Raw genomic sequence first — 19,303 nt, 5'->3', positions numbered from 1 at the left:
TCGTCACATAAATACCATCGCACGATGAGGTTTATCGCCTGCTTTAATTTGTGAGATAAGTGATTTTGTTCGTAATGAGGGAAAATCATGGCATTACGTCACCGGAAAAAAACAACCCAAGACATTCCATCAGCGGCAACGCGACCGGTACGTGCTACGCGCAGCGTGTTAACCTGCGCAATCCTGAGCGCTTTGGGGATATTGCCGCCGGCAACCGGTTTTACCGCTGTACCCTATCCGCTTCCCCCGGCGCCGGCCTCCTGTGTGCAGGCGGTGGCGTGTGTGATTAATGAGCGGCAGGTCGCCTATGACCAGAGCGATATCGACCAGATTATGGGGCTGGGCCAGGATACTGCGACGGGCGTGTTCCGCCCCATTTACACCACGCTGGTGGGGTTGGGGTTAGAGAATGCGCCGTCGGGGCAGAGTTTCTATCTAGGGAATGTGGCAGGCGGGGAGCTGCATGTCACTACCGGCGGCGCCGGGGCGAATACACGGGTACGCGCGTATGGGATGTATGTCGATACAGGGAGTGGTGCTAATAATAACATCGCCATGCAAAACGATGGAAAAATCATCGTGTATGACACCGCGCAGATCGCATCGCAAGGGGATCATTCGGCAGGCATGTCCGTATTCACTAACGATGGCGGTGGGCACAGCATTTGTATGAATAATGCTGGAAGTATTGAAGCCAGCATAGATAGTCGCCGCGGTAATGCGATCGCCGTGATCGGGATGCAGGTACAGGCTCAAAGCAGTGGCCGTGCCACGGGAGTCGATACCAGCATGCTGTATAACGGCGGTACGATCGACGTCAGCCATACGGGCGGCGGACAGGCTTGGGGGATACGCCAGTTCAGCCGTCGCGAACCGTTGGAGGGTACGGTGATCAACGCGGGGATAATTCGGGTCAGCTCATCGGGGCAAGCGCTGGTTCCCTTCTACTTCCCGGGTGGCGTCAACGCCGCTATGGGAATACGCAGCGATACGGCAGGCTCCGAGCAGAGCACGCTGCGTAGCTATAACTATGGCAGTATTTTCGTCGAGGCGACGGCGAACAGCGGCGCCGCGCACGGTATGTATAGCGCGGTGGACTCTGCCGAAGGGCGAGGCGTCAGCTTTGATCTGCAAAATCACGGTCTTTTAGATGTGCGTAGCCGCGGTAGCGACGGCTATGCTTCGGGCCTCACCGTAGGAACGGGATGGGGAGGCGATCAGCCCATTATGGGGCAGGCGCTGAATGGTGAAGCGGGGCGGATGATCGTCGATGCGGGCGAGAGTGGTATCGCCTATGGGATCTATGCGCTGCTGGATACCCCGAAGAAGGGGGCCGCCGTTGGCATTGCCAGCGTGCTGAACGTAAGCAATAAGGGGATTATTGATACGCGGGGACAGACGGCGCACCAGCTATTTGTGACGCGGATGGAGGCAGGCGATGTCAGCGGTACGGCGTATGTCTCCGAGTGGAACCTGGCGCTTAACCGTGCGGCCAGCGCGGATCAGCGGGTATTTGCCGTGGCGAATGGCGCAACCCTGAATTTGGGGGACGCGCAGGGCATAGGGAGTCACCTGATCCTGCGTACCGGCAGTGAAGGCGATAGTGGTCACAGCGACATTGCTGTCAGCGAGTTGATCGCCATCAAGGGGGGATACGCCGTCGGTCGCATTGAGCGCGTCTCCTCTGGGGGCGATCAGGATGGACAGAGAGCAGGCGACTATCAGGCGACGCTAGAAGGGTACGCCAGCTATGTCAATCAGCACCTGTATCTCGATCGTGCATGGCAATACAACGGCTGGGCAGAAAGTAAAGGCGCGGTGCGGTGCGCCACGATCCAGTGTGCGCTATACAGCAGTACCCATGGCCTATCGCTGGTAAATCAGGGAACACTGGATATAACGATAGCGGGGGAGACGCTGGCGGCGCTGTATGTCAACCTTCGCGCTCAGCACGGAGTGGAGAATCCGGCTGTCAGGTTGGATAACGCGGGGGAGATCGCAGTCAATGCTGGCGGTGACAGCGGGCGCGCCTATGGCATGTATGTGCGGCTGCAGGACGCCGACCAGCAGGCGATCATTCATAATACCGGTACGATAACGGTAACGGGAGCGACGGCGCATGCGCTCTATGTCAGCGGCGAGCAGGGCAATGGGGGGACGGTTAGCTCGGGTAGCGGTGGGACGGCGCGGGTAGCTACCTGGAGCGTGGCGTTGCAGGATCGCTCGTCGGGTCAACAGAGTCTCTTCGCGGTGGCCGAGGGGGCGAGGCTGCACTTCGGCGATGAGGTGGGTAACGGCAGCCATCTGATCCTGCGCCCAGGGGACAGTACCCAGGGATATGCCGATAATAAGCGCTTTAATCTCAGTGAAATGGTCTATAACTATGGCAATGGTGCTCAAGTATCGGGCAAGATTGGCAGCGTCAGCACACCGCTACCGATGCTGGTGGCCCACTATGGTTATCGCGATCCGGCTGGCAGCCGTACGTGGGATAATCAGTGGGTATCGCTGGATGTAGATGCGGGCAAGAGTGATGATTCTGCCCTGGGGGCTGGCGTGATCGACAGCATGGAGAACCAAGTTGAGCGTATCGGCCATATTCTGCTGGACGGTTCGCATCGCATGGGGAACGGGGAGAACGAGGTGCAGATGAAGGTCTACTATGGTCATCTGCAGCGTCGGGGCGTCGGGGCGGCTGATACCGATAGCGTCGGTACGGTAGCCTATGCCGACTACTCTCTCTCCCCAGATGCTACCCTGGGGTGGCATGGCGGTATAGAGCATGCTTGGCTCAAAGCGCAAAGCAATACGCTGCGCACCCGCGCGGTATCAGCGGTTATGGGGGTTCAAGGGCGCTATAACCTCGATGAGGCGGCGTATCTGCGTAGCCAGATCAGCGGCATTCTGTCCCATGACCAGAATCACTTCTCGGCGTTTGACGGTAGCCGGGCTAGCGCATCGGCGACCAACCTGGGGCTATATGGCGCGTTGTACGCGGGCTATGACTACCGTGTGGCTCGGCACAATACGATCACGCCCGAGTTGGGGGTGGCGACGCTATGGACATATCGACCATCCTTGGCGGTCAATTACGATCGCAGTGCCGATTTGAACCATGCCTATGCGACTCAGTACGATCAGTTTTGGTATGCCAGCGCCGGAGTACGCTGGCGTGGTCAGCTGGATATCGGGGGGATCGTGTATCAGCCGACGCTCATGGGCGGTGTCAAACATGCCATCGGCGGTGCGGATATCAACACTACCATGACATTTAATGGTCAGCGCTTTTCGGCGACCTTGCCCCGTGACCGTACCCGCGGCGTGGTCGATGTGGGTATCAGTAGTGCGCTTAATGCGCGTTTCGATATGGGCATTAACTATCGTGGCGAATATGGCAACAACATGACCGATCATATTGGGTATGTGAACGGGACGCTGCGTTTTTAGTCGTTTATTGCCGCGTAGTGCCGCGTAGTGCAGGGGCGAGGAGAGCGCCTTACCCGGGATCTACATCGTCGGTCAGCGGCGTGTATAGGCATAGACAGTTACGCTGTAACGCCTATGGCGCGTAGTCGGGGTGAGCATGATATGGCAAATAGCCAGCGTTATTGACCAGCTCCATGCGGCCTAACGTGAGGCTGATGCCTGGTATATTGTCATGGGTGACTTTTTCTATGGCTATCATCCTGAGATATGCCGCGTTTTGTGCGGCTCCTCGGTCTCTTTAGCACCGAGCGAATTGTTAAATTTGTCGCTCTCTTTACTGTGGCGCCACTGACCTAAGCGACATCGTGCATCATGGGTTATTGTCGCCGTAGCGCCTGCATTTAACCGTATCTGGTGGGGCGCGGCCATAAAACATGAGGCGCTTTTATAACAGTTAAAAACATTATTGATGACATATGATCAATAATGTTTCTTATCTGCGCTGAGCTGCCCGTTGAAGATAAAAAACACGCACCGGGATGCTGTATGCTGTCATTGATGAACGCAATGCGCTGATGTTGGATATCTATCGCATTGCGGCGCTCGCATGGCTTTTATTCGATGCTTGGCATGGGTGTGATTATATTTTTAGAGCTTATCTGTACCTTGTTTGGTTATTTACCGATCTTTTTTCGAATACGCTAAATCCTCGTTCACTCGGCCCTCGCGAGTAGGTACTCCGGCGATGTTAATGGCAATTATGACGTTTTTTAATCATTCAGGAAACGTGGCAACGAGAAAAGAGAGACAGTATAGCGTTGTATTCGTAGTTGAAACGATGGGGGAGAAGGGCGACGTTTTACGGCTTATCACGCTCTATTTCCGTTTCATCTTTTGCTCCGCGGTTAAACGTTAGCCGCCCACCTTGTGCTGTGACGCCAGCGGATAACGAGGGCGTGTCGCGGTGAGACGTGATTTTCGCCGGTATGATGTCATATTCACAGCGGTTGATACTTCTGGGTGATATCCCTGAGCGATAGGGAAAGGGCTCTATTATGGCGGTGATCTGCCCGGACTGCTTTGGCGGAGGGGGATTTCCCCAGCCGGCGGCGCAGGCTGGGCGCAGCACGCTGTCGCCCGGCCATGCGCGGAGTAAGGACAAGGTGTTAAGAATATGCCCGGCGTGAATCTGCAGTATCGCGATGCGCGGGACTCTGTGCTGCGCGGTGCATATTGCAAAAGGATATGGATGCGATGGCTGACGGGCGGGGGATCTCCTCGCAGGATCGCGTGAGGGCGCGCTATAATTCCCTGCTGATAGGGCCGGCCTGGCGGCTGAATGAGGTCGTCAGCCGGTATGTTGCGGCGGGAATCTCCCCGCGTCACATGGCGTGGGACTACGTCAGCTGCGAAGGAGCGGCGCCGATTCACTATGCCGATATGCTCAATGTGTTGGCCGGCGGTGGCGGTGTACTGGTCGGCCTGAGCGTGCACGTTACGGCGAACCTCGGCTATGAGGGGGGCGCAAACCCGCGTGCAGGGGCCGCGCCGTAGTGTGAAGGGGGTTAACGCCGGTATCGACTATCATTTTTAGGCCGGGCCGCCGGGCGGCCGGTGTCGCACCGGCTACCTCAGCGCCGGGCGCCGTTTGATAAGGTGAGGAGGATGAGATGAGACGCGTCTGTCGATGGTTTTCTACCGCGCTGCTGCTGGCGTTGCCGGCGGCGGCCTATGCCGCGTCCCCGGAGGCGCTGCGATCGCCGCGGGTCGGCGTGCTGTGCGATCGCTACCTCTGCGCGGACAGTCAGGGGATTTCCCGCACGCTAACGGAGCAATATCTGGGGCGTGCGGTGGCGCAGGGGCTCTTCGCGCAGGGGGATTTCGACCTGACCCAGTTTACCTTTGCCAACGGGATCTTCTGCGATACCCGCGAGCGCCTGTGCCGGGCGGATCGCTACTATGGCCCCGACGGTAAGCACAGCGGCGCCGTCTCAGTAAAATATACGGCGCTGCTGTTTCCCCGCTGAGTTTATGCAGGGTGGCCCGACGGCCCGTTACCCACCGCTGATGATGGCCTCGGGGATCTCATAGCGCTCATGACCCGCGCGGATCAGGAACAGATCGCTCTCTCGATGCCAAGTAAAGGTCATGTCGCCATCGGCTTGGCTCAGGTCGGCCGTTAACGGTTTGCCGTGGGCGAAAAACAGGGTGCGCTGCCGATGATCCGGCATGGTGATGGTGACGGTGGCCTCCCCCGGAGCGGTGCGGGTGACGCTAAAGGGGCATTGTCCCATCGGCTGGCCGCTCTGCTGTGCGCAGGGCAGCTTACCGCTGGCCGCGCTCGCCTTTTCTGTCTGCGGTGCCGCGGTGCCCGTAATACCGACCTTCAGGGTAAAGGGGTGCGCTGCGCTGGATTGCTTGGCAGCGCCCATCTGGTAGATCCGTACGGTGTAGCGTCCCTTCGCCGGCAGTATGCCCTGATAGCTATCGCCATCCTGCGCGCCGTTAAAGAGGGCCTCGCCTGTGCTGCCGGGCGCCATCAGGTTGAAGTAGGTCGTCGAAGCGCCGTTAAGCGTGATGCTGATATGCTGTCCCTTTGCGGCAATGAGCGTGTAATCCAGGACGTTTTCGCCTTTAATACGGCTTTTTATCGTCGCCTCGGATCCGCCTTTGGGGAACTGCACCGCGTGCTGGGTGATGCCACTGGCATCCGCGGCGTATACGGCATACGTCGGCGCGAAGGTACTGCAGCCCAGCAGACAAAGTGCAAACAGTGCGTGATGTTTCATGATCGGCCTCGGAATATCGTGGGGAAACGGCATGGCTAATTATAGTAAGGCCGCGATAAAAGTGATCTTGCGCAAATTTAATTACTTTTTGTCGCAGCCAGATCCGCATGGGGCCGCCGGGCGCAGACGCGTCCGGCGGTGAGGCGCTAGATACGCTGGCAGCGCACGATGTGCGGCGCGCCGTTCTGGCTGTGACGCGGCTGCAGCAGCGAGGGCGCCGCCGGCGTCGCGCTGTGCCCGTGGCATCCGCCGCCGCAGCCGTGTGCGCCATCGTGCGCCTTGCGCGACGGACGGGCCTGCGCCGGATCGGTGAGCGCCGGTAGCGGGCAGGGATCCTGGCAGCAGGCGCTCTGGAGATCGCCCCCCTTGACCAGGCGGATCTCCAGACCCATTGCCAGCAGACGCTGCGCCATATGCTGGCCGACGTTGCGCACCACCAGGCGTTGTACCCGCTGCTGGCGCAGCAGGGCCAGCAGCTGTTTCTTCCCGGCGCAGTGTTCGGCGGCGGCGGGATTATCATAGCGGGCGATTTCGCTGCCCCGTTGGTCAAAGATCGCCACCTGAGGCGCTCGGGCCAGGTGGCCCGCGATACGGTTACCGTGCATGGGAATGGCCGTTAGCATCGTTTTCTCCTTACAGCTCATCAATCATCAGTGCCTTGCCATTACTGAGGCAGTCCAGCAGCTTAAAACGCGCCCGCTTGAGAATATTGGCCAGCGTCTGGCGAGAGACGCCCATCTCTGCGGCGGCCTGCTGCTGTTGTAGCCCCTCGCGATCGACCAGCCGCAGGGCTTCAAACTCATCGCGCGCCAGCGTGACCTGCTCCAGCTGCTGCAGCGGCATGCCGTTGGGTTTAAAACAGCGGTGCTGCGGATGGCTGCAGATCCGGCGCGGGATTTTGGGTCTGGGCATAGGTTCTCCTAAATGGCATATGCAATATATACACCCTGTAATTAGCATATGCAATATTCATTTTGAGGCGGATGGACAGATATCATCCGCCGGTTCGGCGTTCAGCTGACAGATAAAGGCGATCAGTGAGGCGGTTTCCAGCTTCCGGCTGATGTTGGCGCGGTGTACCTCCACCGTGCGCAGAGAGACGTGCATACGGTCGGCGACGGCCTGGTTTTTTAATCCCTGACACAGCAGGTCGAAGGTCTGCCGCTCCCGCTGTGTCAGACGCGCCAGGCGTCGTCGGGTCAGAGCGGCGAATCTCGGCTGCTTCGGTTTTTTCCGCGCTTCTAATCTCCAGGGCTTCATACACCTTCGGCAGCAGTTCGCCCCGTTCACGGTTGGATAAAAAACCGTAGTAACGCACTATCTTAAAATGCTTTGCCGGGATATGACTGATATAGCGCCGATCATATCTTCCTGCATCAGCGTCTGTTGTCGGTGCTGCTGTGTACGATGGTCGTAATAGTGATGCACCTCCGCGCCGCCGCTGTAGTGCCTGAGCTTCGCTGCTGACACCGGTGGTCGTTTCAGGTACCGGCTGAGGTATTTGACGCTGTGCCAGGCTCCCTGGGTCTTCTTCGCAAAGTGGACCTTCAAGTTGTGTCCGTACTGCGCCTGCAGATATCGCTGCCGCTGCTTGTTATCGCGCATATACTCCAGCCCCGGCAGGAAGCCGTGATTGATCAGATTATAGCTGTGACGCAGCAGGCGAATGAACCACGCCAGATTTTCTCCACGGCATGCTTCGGTCTCGCCAGACGTCATGCCTGATATCGAGCCCTCCGCAGGTGACGGACAGGTGAATGTGCGGGGGGCATCGTAAAGGTGATGTGCTGCCAGTCGCAGTCGGGCAGGATGTGCTGCTGTTCGGCAATCCACTGCTCGGTGGCTTGCATGCCGCATGAGCTGCAGGCTTTTGACTTGCAGCTCTGGCAGAAGAAGCGGGAGTGAGTGCAGTCCGGCGAGCCGCAGCAGTAATGGCGAGCGCACATGACGCAGGTGCCACAAGCAAGCATGCGCTCAACGGAGAGTAGGGTCCACTGGCTGACGTTGTCGCCGTGTTTTTCGAGGTAGCGGTTCCAACCGTTATCGAAGGTGAAAAGGAGTTTGGCGGGGCGTGGGATGTACATGGGGGCGGAGTATAAAGCGAAGCTTCGGTCATGCAAATGCCCGAAGCTCCACAGGCGTGTTACGCTCTTAGGAAGCTCAAAAAAAATGCGCTTGAGATTAATAGTCATCGAGATAATATATTTAATCTGATTTTTTCTGAGTCGCCCAAAATTGAGCTCGAACCTGCTTCTGAACTATTGTTTCCATCATTCTTAATTCGCGGTACCACTTCTGATCGTCGCTCATGTTATTATTTTTTTCGTAATTTTGAAGAATGCGCTTTGCCTGTGCGATACCATCACCATCACTGGCCTTTTCATTTTTTCTGTCTAGGATAATAAGAGCGTTTTTGAAATCTTTCCTTTGATCTCCTTGCATGCCAATATTTTCTTGATTGTTAATTTTTATTTCCTTGTTGTAAACTGTCATACTTGTGATTTTCTCTAATTTTTCTACGTCTCTTTGTAGGAAACTGTGGTTTTCAGCATGACGTAATCGTCCCAAAATCTCATAACCCTTCCCGTTTTGGTTAAAGCTGTCAGGAAAAATATTTTTCATATTATGTCCTCCCATACCAATTAATACTCTTTGTGCTGTTTGATTATTTTCAAGCAGATTAACCGCCTGATTTAACAAAAGATGTTTAAGGTTTTTAGGACTATAATCGCTGTTTCCGCTATTATTTTTCATGGCAACGGTGCCGATGCAAAAATCGCCAGAATCTAGCTTCCAGATATTAAAATGCCCAATGTAATTGTTATGTTTATCGTTTACTTTAAGAGAAACTCCATCATTTGATAAGTATTCTGCTAGCGGGTAGTTTCCTCCTGCAGCACCCAGGAAGTCGCAATGTTTGGTCTTGCAACTCAGTAGGAAAGGCTCGCCCTGTTGATAATTTTCGGCGGTGAGAAGGGAAGTTGTGAGATTTCCTGATGATACTGTACTACATTCAAAATTAATATTTTTGGTTCCTTTTTGAGTGGTGATTTCTTCAGCTAGCATGATACACCGAGCAATATCCACCATTGTTTTATTTCCAGTTATTAAATCCTCAAAAATATACTCTTCACCTGGAGTGACAATGTCCTGCATACTTGTCAGCTTAGCCGGGTCAATATTCATTAATGTGTCACTATTCAGTAGCTGGTTTAGTTTTTCATTAATATTTATGCCATTTATTTCGAGTGTCGCAATATCGCGCATCATGTTTTCTTTGAAGGCCCTTTTATCTGAGGCGACTATTTTTTCTTGAGGTAACTGATCGGGCAAGGTAATTGAAGGAAAATATGCTGAGTGAGATGAGTTAATGGGTAACATTAAATATAGGTCCTTATAGTCATTAATAGAAAGCTGTGAGTTTACTCCGAAAGCGATCACAGTATGTACTTGTTTCGCGGTTTAAAGCGCCATGAAGAGGGGAACATTAGTATCGACGAACGCCCATGCGGGCAATCGCTCAACGTAGAGGCGGACAAAGGGTTATGCTGTCGTCGGATTTATCGGGTGACAAAATCCAACCGTTTGGTGGGGTGTGGGATAGACATGGTGCTGAGTATAAAGTAGGACTTAGAACATGCAAAGCATCGGAACGGCGAAGCCGAGAGGCTCGTCCTGTAAGGGCGCTATGTTTAGAATATTGACCAGCGTTTGGCGAGAGACGCCCATCTCTGCGGCGGCCTGCTGCTGTTGTAGCCCCTCGCGATCGACCAGCCGCAGGGCTTCAAACTCATCGCGCGCCAGCGTGACCTGCTCCAGCTGGCAGACCGGCACGATCGCGGCGTCGGTTTCACCGTCGCGCAGGCGGTAGATCAGCGCATCCAGCGGAAAGCCGGCAAAGCGGGTCTGGGCGAAAAAGCGGCGGTAGTCATAGCCTTCGCGCGCCAGGCGGTAGAGCAGCGTCTGGTAGCCGCCAAAGGCCTGGGGCGAGACGGCGCTGATATTTTTGCCGCGCAGATCGGCCAGGTGACGCAGGCGGCTGTCGCTGCGCACGATCAGCGCAGATCCGATGACGTTGGTATTGCCGTGGCGCTGCGGGCTCTTCAGGGTCGCCAGCCAGGAGAGCGGGGAGTGCCGTCCCAGCGTGACCGCCTGCCCAGGATTGGTAATCACGAAATCCAGTCGCCGCTGACGCACGGCGCTGTCCAGCGCGCTGATGTCATAGGGCTGCAGACGGAAACGGTAGGCGGGCAGCCGTTGACTGAGCCAGTCGGCCAGCGGCTGCCACTGACGCTCGGCCATCTGGGTTCCGCGGGTGGTCAGCACGCCAATGGTCACCGTCTGCGACGGCGTGGGCGCCGCCCGGGCGGGGAGCAGCAAAAGCAGGGCCAGCCATGGGCTGCCGTAGCGCATCAGCGGGTTCATCGGGTGTTCAGGCTCAGATATTCAGTCGATGGTTAATTTTGATATAGGTCAGCAATCAAGCGCTATTGTGGTTTTCCACAATAGGAAGGCCTGTTCCCTGCCGCCCATAATAAATCACGCCAATCGATAAGCGAGCGAAGATATGCGGAACTGTGACATTTCGGGGCAGATGCGCTGCGCGGGGAGAGTGTGATGCCGGATGATAAACAACAACAACGGCGGCGCCGGCGTCGCGACAGGGGATGCGCGGTAAGCGCTGGGCGATGATTATCGACCTGCGTAAGTGCGTCGGCTGTCAGGACTGCACGGTTGCCTGCTGCATGGAGAACCTGCCGCCCCTCGGCCAGTTTCGCACCACGGTAAAGCAGTATGAGGTCAGCGGCGCCGCGGCAAACGGCGTCAGCCAGATGTTCATGCTGCCGCGCCTGTGTAATCACTGTGAAAATCCGCCCTGCGTCGCGGTCTGTCCGGTGCAGGCGACCTATCAGCGCGACGATGGCATCGTGATGGTGGATAACCGGCGCTGCGTCGGCTGCGCCTACTGTGTTCAGGCCTGCCCGTACGATGCCCGTTTTATCAATCAGCAGACGCTGACCGCCGATAAATGCACCTTCTGCGCCCACCGTCTGGAGGCAGGGCTGCTGCCCGCCTGCGTCGAGTCCTGCGTCGGCGGGGCGCGCATCATCGGCGATATGCACGATCCCGACAGCACCCTGAGCCGCCTGCTGGCGCAGCATCGGACGTCGGTTTATGTACTGAAACCGGAGCAGCATACGGCGCCGCGGGTGTTCTACCTGGGGCTCGACGCCGCGTTTGTCAGCCAGGTCAGCGGGCAGGCGGCGCTGTACGGTGAGGAGGAGATTGACCAATGATAAGAGCGATCCTGGTGGCGCCGCAGCCGGTTGCCTGGCTGCCGTGGGCGGTGCAGTACTTTTTTTATATCGGCAGCGCCTATGGCGCGGCGCTGCTGCTGTGGCTGGCGCTGCGGCGCAGCGATAGTTACAGTGTCACGTTTATTCGTGCGATGGCGTTGGTGCTGCTGATCTCCTGCGTGGTCGGGCCGCTGGCGCTGACGGCCGATCTGCATCAGCCCGGTCGTGCCTGGCACTTTTTTGCCTATCTGACGCCCGGCTCCTGGATGTCGCGCGGCGCGCTGCTGCTGCCGCTGTTCTCCCTGCTGGGCGTGGCGACCGGGTGGCTCTGCCTGCGTCCCGCGCTGCAGGAGGCGGCGCGGACGCGCTGGAGCCCCCTGCTGATCCTGTTGGCCGCCGGGCGCTGGTCTGCGCCGCCGGCGCTGGTGCGTCTCTGCGCCCTGCTGACCGTATTGTCCGGCGCCAGCATCGCCCTGTATACCGGCAGCGAGGTCGGGATCGTAGCGGCGCGTCCGCTGTGGCACCAGTGGGGGCTGCCGTGGCTGTGGCTGTGCAGCGCGCCGTTGGTCTGCGTGGGGCTGTGGGCGCTGGTGCGCGGCCTGCTGGATCGGCCGGTCACGGCGACCGATCGGCGCCTGCTGCTGCTGGCCTGCTGGCTATTCTGGCCCACGGGGCGGGTCGGGGCGGAGGGACTCTCGTTCATGCGCGCGCAGGCGTGGCCCGCCGCGCTGCTGACGCTCGCGGCGTCGCAGTGGCTGACGTCGCGGCGCTGGCCGGTCGCCCTGTTGGCCATCGGCGCAGCGGCCTCGCTGCGCTGGTTGACCCTGATCGACGTACAGCGGGTCCCCCGCTATGACGCGGGGATTTACCCTTACACGCTGGCGATCGGCAGCGAGGGGGTGGCTGGGGATCCTGGCCATGGTGGGACTGTGGGTTTGCCTGGCGGCGATCCTGACTGAACTGATTGAGGTGCGCGCTGACGCGGTGGAGCAACAAAATGGATAAACGCAGACGTCATTTACTGAAGCTGGGGCTGGCCGCGGGCGGCGGCGCCGTGTTCGCCGCCGGCTATGCCTCGACGGTACGCCATGCGGCGCGCGGGGTGACGCAGGGCAGCGCCGGTGAGCCGACGCGCAGCGCTCAGTTTGGCAACGCGCTGCAGCCGGAGCTGCGTATCGACGGCGTAGGGCGACTGACGATCAATCCGCAGCAGCGTCTGGCCAATGGGATGTGCTTTGGCTGCTGGACCCTGTGTGGGGTGCGCCTGGGTATCGATAATAACAGCAAGCGGATCCTGCGCATCGGTGGGAATCCCTACCATCCGCTTTCCCAGCAGCAGCAGATCCCCTATGTCACGCCGCTGGCGCAGGCCTGGCGCAGGCCTGGCGCTCCCTGGCGGGCCGTTCGACCGCCTGCGCGCGCGGTAACGCCATGTTGGAGATCCGCGAGAGTCCTTACCGTATCACGCAGCCGATGAAGCGGGTGGGGAAACGCGGCGAGGGACGCTGGCAAACCATCAGCTATGAGCAGCTGCTGCAGGAGATCTGCGACGGCGGCGATCTGTTCGGCGAAGGGGCGGTGGAGGGGCTGCGTTTGCTGCGAAACCTGACCACGCCGCTGGATGCGGCGCACCCGGAGTTCGGGCCGCGGGCCAACCAGCTGCTGGTGACCAACGCCAGCGATGAGGGGTGCGACCACATCATTAAACGCTTCGCCTTGAACAGCTTTGGCACCCGCAACTTTGGCCATCACGGTTCGTACTGCGACTATTCGTTTCGCGCCGGCTCCGGCGCGTTGATGCACGACTTGGACAAGAACGCGCACATGAAGCCGGATCTGGAGGCGGTGGAGTTTGTGCTGTATATCGGCACCTCACCGGCGCAGTCGGGAAACCCCTTTAAGCGCCAGGCACGCCAGTTGGCCGCCGCGCGAACCCAGACGGGGTTCAGCTACGTGGTGGTGGCACCCTCGCAGCCGGTGAGCACCAGCCTGGCGGCCGGGGAGAATAACCGCTGGCTGCCGATCCGTGATCCGCTGGATCCTGGCGCAGCAGCGCTATAACGCCGCTTACCTCAGCCAGCCGGGCGAGGCGGCCATGATGCAGGCCGGCCAGGCCCACTGGTGCAATGCGACGCATCTGGTGATTTGTCAGCCTGGGCATCCGCGCGAGAGGCAGTTTTTGCGCCGCTCGGATCTGCTGGGGGGCCTCGTGGAGGCGCAGGATCCTCCGGCGCTGGTGCTGGCCGCGGCGCACAGGGCCCTCTGCGGGTAAAAAGCGCGTTGAGCTGCCTGCGCGATGAGGCGCAAAAGCTGACCCTGGCGCAGTACAGCGAAATCTGCGGGGTGCCCGAGGCGGATATCGTTGCGCTGGCGCGGGAGTTTACCGCCCACGGCACCCGCGCGGCGGTGGATACCCACGGCGGAACCATGCATGCCAACGGTTTCTATACCGCCTATGCCATCCTGATGCTGAATGTGCTGATCGGGAATATTAATCTGAAGAGAGGAATGATGGCCAAGCCGCCGGCCTATCCCGTCTTTGGCCGCGGGCCGTGCTATGACTTCGAGCGCTTTCCGGGCAAGGTCAAGCCCCGCGGCCTGATGCTGTCGCGCAGCAAGGCGCACTATGAGCAGAGTAGCGAGTACCGTGAGAAGGTCGCCGCGGGTGTCTCGCCCTATCCCTACCGGCTGAAGGCGTGGATTAGCCACATGGCGAACCCGCTGTACGGGGTGCCGGGGCTGCGTGCCCTGCTGGAGGCGTGCCTGCGCTCCCCGGCACAGCTGCCGCTGATCGTGGCGGTCGATGCCTTTATCAACGAGACCTCGGCGCTGGCCGACTATCTGGTGCCGGATACGGTCACCTATGAGAGCTGGGGGATCGCCGGGGTCTGGCAAGGAGTGCCGATGCGGGCGGCGACGGTGCGCTGGCCGGCGGTGACGCCGCTGAGCGCGCGGACGGCGGACGGCCGTCCGATCAGCCTGGAGAATTTCCTGATCGATCTGGCCAAGCGGCTGGCGCTGCCTGGCTTTGGCGCCCGGGCGCAGCAGAATGCGCAGGGGGAGTGGCTGGCGATCGACAGCGGAGAGCAGTACTACCTGCGCGCCGCGGCCAACCTGGCGCAGCTGGAGACGCCGGTGGCGCCCGCGACGGCGCAGGACGTGGCGCTGAGCGGGGTCGATCGTCTGCTGCCGCGGCTGCAGACGACGCTGCCGGCGGCCGAGGTGGGCGCGGTGGCCAGCGTACTGGCGCGCGGCGGTCGTTTTGAGGACGCCGCGCACCGTTATCAGGGGGAGATGATGGCTCACCGCTACCGCCGTCCGTTCGCCGTGTGGAATGCGCAGGTGGCGGCGGCGCGCAACAGCATGACCGGCGAGCGCTACTGCGGCTGCCCAACCTGGATGGCGCCGCGTCTAGCGGACGGTACGCCGCTGCGCGAGCGCTGGCCGCTGGAGGCGTGGCCCTTCGAGCTGACCAGCTACAAGTCCAATATCCACAGCGCCGTGTCTGCGCTGTCGCCGCGTCTGTGCGCCGTGAAGCGCGATAACCCGATCTACCTGCATCCGGCGGACGCCGAGCGGATGGGGATCGGCAACGGCGACGCCGTCGAGGTGACGACGCCGGGCGGCACACTGCGGGCGCAGGCGATGATCTTGGACAGCGTGATGCCCGGCGTCATCGCCGTTGAGCACGGCTATGGTCACTGGGAGCACGGCTATGGTCACTGGGAGCTGGGCGTCCGGTCGCATATCATCGACGGACGGGCGCAGCCCGCGCCGTCGGTGACGCTGGCGGGCGTCAGCCTGAACCAACTGGGGCTGGTTGACCCGACCCGCCAGAGCCCGGGACTGCTGCTGGACTGGGTGGTCGGTTCGGCCGCCCGCCAGGGGCTGCCCGCCCGCATCCGGCGGGCTAAGGCGGTCGGCCGCCTCAGCGCAGGGGAATGGCGGTTCCCCAGCGCTGCCAATCATCGGGGGGATTCTCGTGCAGTAAAAAGTGGGTTCCCGCCGGCGCGGCCGGCGCCAGCGGCGTTGAGGGCGGCGTGGCGAAGGCGATGCCGCCGCGGATGAACTGCTGGAACGTTCCAGTCTTGACCACGCCGCCGGTCAGGCCGAACGCCAGATTATAGCCAGAGGCCTGCCAGAAGACGCTATTGGTGCGCACCAGCCGCTGATAGGCGCGGCCAATGCGCAGCGCCACCTGCACCCGATCGCCCAAGTTGCCCAGGGTCAGGCCGGTGACGGTTCCCACCTCCATGCCGCGGTACAGCACCGGCGTGCCGATCTGCAGTGAACCGGCGTCCGGGGTATCGACCGCGATGCTGATCCCGTCCAGATAGCGCGCATCGCTCAGCGTCGCATCCTGCAGTTCAAAGCGTCGGGCCGCGTTGCCGCTGCCTGGCTCCAGGTTGATGAACGGCTGCAGCAGCGCCTCTAGGTTGCTCACGCCGGCGGCTGAAATATGCGGTGTCACCAGCGAAAAGCGGGTTCCCGCACGGGCGAAGGCATCGACATACTCCGGGTAGAGCACCGCCTGTGCCAATACCTGTCGGCGATCGGCGCTGAGGCTGAGCGAGGCCAGCTGACCGATGTCGAGCCCCAGGTAGCGGATCGGCATGCCCGGCGAGAGGCGGGTGCCGTCATAGGTTGAGAGAACGATCTGGCCGCCGACGGCGCGGGCGGCGGTTTCATTCGGGTAGAGGGGGCGCCGGTCGCCCGCGGGGGGCGTTACGCCGCTGAGGTTATCGAGGCTGATGGCGCCTTTCAGGGCGCGTTCAAGGGGGGCGGCCTCGACCGTCAGACCGCCGCCGTTGAGCTGCACCCGCGCGCCGCCCTCGGCCCAGAATACGCTTTGTCCTCCCACCAGGTGGCGATAGGCGGGCTGGATATACAGGGCGATATCGAAACCGTCGCGCCGCGGGGCGATGGCGGCGATTTCGCCGATGCGGAATTTGCGATATAGCACCGGCGACCCGGGCTGGATATCCGGCAGGGCGGCGGCGTGCAGAGTCAAGGTCGTCGGAGGCTGCTCGCCGCGGATATCATCGCGGGCGGCGGCGGCGTCGCGGAACAGCGGATAGTGGCTCAGCGCCTTACCGCGCTGGCCGGGCAGGATCGCGATCCCCCCTCGAGCCACTCCTGCGGGGCGGCGCCGGTCACCGCCAGGCCATCGACGCCCAGCTGCAGGCCGAGGCGGCTGTTGACCACAAAGCGACTGTCGGCATGGATAGCGTGTCGGTACGGCGGGGCGATGACGGCCTCAAACTGTACGCCGTCGTCGCGCAGTTCGCGCCCGGTGACCTGCCCAACGCGGATCCCCTTGAGGCGCAGCGGCTGGCCGACGTCGATACCGTAGCTCTGGGGGGCGTTCAGGGTCAGGCGCAGCGCGCCCGGTTCCTGCAGCAGCGCGTCGGCGGCGGGGAGGACGGTAAAGTGGCGCAGCGGCTCGCCGTCGCCGGGGTGAAGCTCGAGGACGCTGCCGTTGAACAGCTGGCTTAGATTAAGCCGGCTGAGCGTGAGGCCGGGCGCGCTGAGGCTGATGCGGCTCTGGCTGCGCAGCAGGTCGCTGACGCTGGGATCGACGGCCAGGGTGCCGCTGACTCGCCCATCGGCGTTGAGATCCAGCTCGGTGAGCATGCCGACCTGTACGCCCTGGTACAGCAGCGGCGTACGGTTGGCCTGCAGTCCCTCGCCGCCGGGCAGCGCCAGCGTGACGCTGACGCCGCGCTGACTGCTGGCCAGGTTAGAGTAGAGGGGAAAGCTGGCGCCGGGGCGTACCGGGGAGGATGCCGGCGGGGAGTCGAATGCGATGGCGCCGTTGACCAGCGCGGCGAGACCCTCTACCTGCAGCGATATGCCGGACAGGCTGACGTCGCCGCGGATCCCTGAGACATTCCAAAAGCGGCTTTCCTCCTTGACCAGCGGGGCAAAGCGCCGCTCGATCAGCACATCGATACGCACCCCCTGCCGCGCGTCGTCGAGGGCATAATTATAGACGCTGCCGACCGGTATCTTGCGGTAATAGACCGGCGAGCCGTTGCTGAGCGCGCCTAAGTCCGGCGCGCGGAGGTGCAGCAGCAGCTCATCGGTCCCCGGATGGAGGCTGGGCTGCTCATCGCGGGCGATAAAGCGCTGGCGCGGCGCGCCGTCGCCCGGCTGCATGGCGATGTAGTTGCCGCCGACCAGCGCGTCCAGCCCGGAGACCCCCGCCAGAGAGGCCTTGGGCGTGACCAGCCAGAACTGGGTCCCCTGGCGCAGGGCATTGCTCATGCTGCGCTGGATGTTTACGGAGACCTCGATGCGCTTCAGATCCGGGGTGACGCTGACCTTGCTGACCGTGCCCACCTCGACCCCTTGAAAGCGCACCGGCGTGCGTCCGGCCACCAGACCGGGCGCGGATTGAAAGGTGATCAGCACCGTTTCACCGCGCCCTTGCAGGGTGGTATAGCCCATCCAGCCTGCGGTCAGCAGCGCGACCAGCGGCAGCAGCCAGAAGGGCGACAGGCGGCGTTTGTGCCTGACGATCGCGTTATTGGGCGTATTCTGTGTCGTTGGCGTCGGTTGTGGCATGTGCATCCCATATCAGTCGACTGTCCAGCCATTCCACGGCCAGCAGCGTCAGAAATACCGCGGCGCCGAAATAAAAGGCCGCCGCGCCCATGGTAAACGAGAACAGCTGGTCGCGATCGATCAGCGACATCATCAGCGCAATGACAAATAGATCCAGCATCGACCAGCGGCCGATCCAGGTGATCAGCCGCAGCATGCGCATGCGCCGCACCAGGCTGCCCCCGCGGCGCAGGTGTATGCCCAGCAGCAGGAACAGCATGACCGCCACCTTGATAAAGGGCACCAGGATACTGGCGATAAAGACGATAGCGGCGATCGGCAGATTCCCCCCTTGGCCAGGGCGAGGGTTCCCGAGAGCAGGGTGTCCTCGATGCGCACGCCGTTGACGTATAGGATCGAGATGGGCAGCAGGTTGGCCGGCAGCAGGATGATCACGGCGGCGATCAGGGTGGCCCAGGTTTTTTGCAGGCTGTGGGGCTGACGGCGGTGCAGCGGTAGGCGGCAGCGCCGGCAGTGTCCGTGGGCATCCGGCGGAGCCGTATGGCGACAGGCGTGGCACAGCAGCAGCGCGCTGTCCGGCGCGCTTTGGGGCGGCTGCGGGTACAGGCGTCGCCACAGCTGTTCGATGTTCAGATGGATCAGCAGCAGCAGGGTCAGCAGGGTGGCGACGATATAGGCCAACAGCGCGGGGCCGGGATCGACGGCGGCATATTCGCGGACCTTAATGGCGGCGACGGCCAGCGCGATCAGATAGATATCCAACATGATCCACGGGCGCAGCAGGGAGAGCAGCAGCAGCAGCGGACGCAGGTTCAGGCGCAGCCGCTGGCCGAGATACAGCGCCAGCAGCAGCGCGGGCAGCAGCAGCGGCGCCACGATGGCGCAGAAGGCGACCATGCCGGCGGTGAGGATCTCGCCCTGCATGGCCATCTGTCCGATGCCCTGCCAGACGCTGGCCTGCACCGTGACGCCCAGCAGATGGATCTGTAGCAGCGGCTGAAACAGGGCCAGCGGCAAGAGCACCAGCAGGGTGAGTGCCAGCGCTGCAAGGCGGGGCAGCGGCCAGTCCCGGCCATCATACAGGCGGGCGTCGCAGCGCGGACAGAAGGCGGACTGGTGCGCACCGATCGCCGGGAGGCGACACAGCGCATCGCACTCCGGGCAGCGCAGGCGATGCGTCAGGACGCCGGCTCGGCGAGTCATGCCATTAATACCGGAAATGGG

General features: G+C 61.1%; 9 protein-coding genes and 5 pseudogenes. 6 read left to right on the top strand and 8 right to left on the bottom strand.

Features of this window, described 5'->3' with window-relative positions; genetic code table 11:
• The first annotated feature begins 282 nt into the window (after positions 1-282).
• From QY76_RS11920 to QY76_RS11910, 3 genes are all read left to right on the top strand, one after another.
• A complete protein-coding gene (locus QY76_RS11920; RefSeq protein ID WP_158409693.1) occupies positions 283-3,447 on the top strand; it encodes an autotransporter outer membrane beta-barrel domain-containing protein in 3,165 nt (1,054 codons plus the stop codon).
• Positions 3,448-4,680: 1,233 nt separating this feature from the next.
• Positions 4,681-4,980, top strand: a complete 300-nt coding sequence (locus QY76_RS18780; RefSeq protein WP_144418112.1) for a hypothetical protein — start codon at positions 4,681-4,683, stop codon at positions 4,978-4,980.
• Between the two features lie 116 nt (positions 4,981-5,096).
• Entirely contained in the window at positions 5,097-5,453 is a 357-nt protein-coding gene (locus tag QY76_RS11910) for a YcgJ family protein (protein WP_034165828.1), read from the top strand.
• Positions 5,454-5,480: 27 nt separating this feature from the next.
• Here the strand turns inward: QY76_RS11910 and QY76_RS11905 are convergent, their stop codons facing one another.
• The 6 genes and pseudogenes from QY76_RS11905 to QY76_RS11875 form a co-directional block, all read right to left on the bottom strand.
• Positions 5,481-6,215: a hypothetical protein gene (locus QY76_RS11905; protein ID WP_045427627.1), complete on the bottom strand. Its 735-nt coding sequence runs from the start codon at positions 6,213-6,215 to the stop codon at positions 5,481-5,483.
• Positions 6,216-6,361: 146 nt separating this feature from the next.
• Positions 6,362-6,838, bottom strand: a complete 477-nt coding sequence (locus QY76_RS11900; RefSeq protein ID WP_045427630.1) for a NifB/NifX family molybdenum-iron cluster-binding protein — start codon at positions 6,836-6,838, stop codon at positions 6,362-6,364.
• Between the two features lie 10 nt (positions 6,839-6,848).
• On the bottom strand, positions 6,849-7,127 hold the full coding sequence (locus QY76_RS11895) for a DUF134 domain-containing protein (RefSeq protein ID WP_015461422.1): 279 nt from the start codon (positions 7,125-7,127) through the stop codon (positions 6,849-6,851).
• Positions 7,128-7,271: 144 nt separating this feature from the next.
• Positions 7,272-8,299, bottom strand: a pseudogene (locus QY76_RS19715) (transposase); the annotation flags it as partial.
• 121 nt (positions 8,300-8,420) lie between these two features.
• Positions 8,421-9,596, bottom strand: a complete 1,176-nt coding sequence (locus QY76_RS11880) for a hypothetical protein (protein ID WP_144418111.1) — start codon at positions 9,594-9,596, stop codon at positions 8,421-8,423.
• 249 nt (positions 9,597-9,845) lie between these two features.
• Positions 9,846-10,640 carry a PhnD/SsuA/transferrin family substrate-binding protein gene (locus tag QY76_RS11875; RefSeq protein ID WP_045427637.1) on the bottom strand — a complete coding sequence of 265 codons (795 nt, stop codon included), beginning with the start codon at positions 10,638-10,640 and terminating at the stop codon, positions 9,846-9,848.
• A gap of 221 nt (positions 10,641-10,861) precedes the next feature.
• On the opposite strand from QY76_RS11875, the pseudogene dsrO reads away from it, so the two are divergent.
• The 3 genes and pseudogenes from dsrO to QY76_RS19710 form a co-directional block, all read left to right on the top strand.
• Positions 10,862-11,512, top strand: a pseudogene (gene dsrO / locus QY76_RS11870) (sulfate reduction electron transfer complex DsrMKJOP subunit DsrO); the annotation flags it as partial.
• Positions 11,509-12,471: an NrfD/PsrC family molybdoenzyme membrane anchor subunit gene (nrfD, locus tag QY76_RS11865; protein WP_235439393.1), complete on the top strand. Its 963-nt coding sequence runs from the start codon at positions 11,509-11,511 to the stop codon at positions 12,469-12,471. The pseudogene dsrO and the gene nrfD, both read left to right, overlap by 4 nt.
• A gap of 38 nt (positions 12,472-12,509) precedes the next feature.
• Positions 12,510-15,424, top strand: a pseudogene (locus QY76_RS19710) (molybdopterin dinucleotide binding domain-containing protein); the annotation flags it as partial.
• A 16-nt stretch (positions 15,425-15,440) separates the two neighbouring features.
• Here QY76_RS19710 and QY76_RS11855 read toward each other — a convergent pair.
• Positions 15,441-18,079 (bottom strand): annotated as a pseudogene (locus tag QY76_RS11855) (MlaD family protein).
• Positions 18,039-19,282: pseudogene (gene yebS / locus QY76_RS11850) on the bottom strand (membrane integrity lipid transport subunit YebS). The pseudogenes QY76_RS11855 and yebS overlap by 41 nt, the downstream one beginning before the upstream one ends.
• Positions 19,283-19,303 lie beyond the last annotated feature (21 nt).

Source organism: Edwardsiella sp. EA181011 (genome assembly GCF_000800725.1).
Taxonomy (GTDB): Bacteria; Pseudomonadota; Gammaproteobacteria; order Enterobacterales; family Enterobacteriaceae; genus Edwardsiella; species Edwardsiella anguillarum.
Note: the sequence above shows the minus strand (reverse complement) of the source record. Positions and strands in the feature narration are given on the sequence as shown.